We start from the raw sequence: 869 nt of genomic DNA on the forward strand, positions 1-869 counted from the left end.
TTTCCAGATGCTCCAGCAGCCGGTTCGCTTGCGCACGCACCGCCTCAACTGACTTGCCGGACAGCACCCACGGCACCACGCCAAGGCCAGATGAAGTGTCAGATTGACTGTCAGGTGCAGTCTCGGTCTCGGAGGGAGCTTCGAGGATGACGTGCGCGTTGGTCCCACTCACGCCGAACGAGGACACTCCGGCCCGGCGGGGATGGTCGTTCTCCGGCCAAGGGATGGCCTCGGTCAACAACCGCACATTCCCCTGGGACCAGTCCACCTGCGTCGACGGCTGATCCACATGCAACGTCTTCGGAAGCACACCGTGGCGCAGGGCCATGACCATCTTGATCACACCACCCACACCCGCCGCGGCCTGGGCGTGACCGATGTTGGACTTCAGCGAACCCAGCCACAACGGCTGCCCCTCGGGACGCTCCTGGCCGTACGTGGCCAGCAACGCCTGAGCCTCAATCGGGTCACCCAGCCGAGTCCCCGTGCCATGAGCCTCCACCGCATCGACCTCAGCAGGAGAAAGCCCAGCCGCGGCCAACGCCTGGCGGATCACACGCTGCTGTGACGGACCATTCGGCGCCGTCAAACCGTTCGAAGCACCATCCTGATTCACCGCGCTAGCCCGCAATACCGCTAGAACTTCGTGGCCATGGCGGCGGGCGTCAGACAACCGCTCCATCACCACGACACCGACACCCTCAGACCACCCAGTGCCATCGGCAGCATCGGCGAACGACTTACACCGCCCGTCCACCGCCAAACCGCCCTGTGCCGTGAACCCGACGAACATGTCGGGTACGGACATGACCATCACGCCGCCAGCCAGCGCGAGCGTGCACTCACCCGACCGCAACGCCTGCGCAGCC

At 65.2% G+C, this 869-nt stretch carries 1 protein-coding gene; it reads right to left on the reverse strand.

Features of this window, described 5'->3' with window-relative positions:
* Window positions 1-869, reverse strand: an 869-nt coding sequence (locus O5O46_RS35015) for a beta-ketoacyl synthase N-terminal-like domain-containing protein (protein ID WP_269859727.1), incomplete at both ends; no start/stop codon positions are given.

Origin of the sequence: Streptomyces sp. RPT161 (assembly GCF_027533845.1) — a bacterium.
Lineage (GTDB): Bacteria > Actinomycetota > Actinomycetes > Streptomycetales > Streptomycetaceae > Streptantibioticus_A > Streptantibioticus_A silvisoli_A.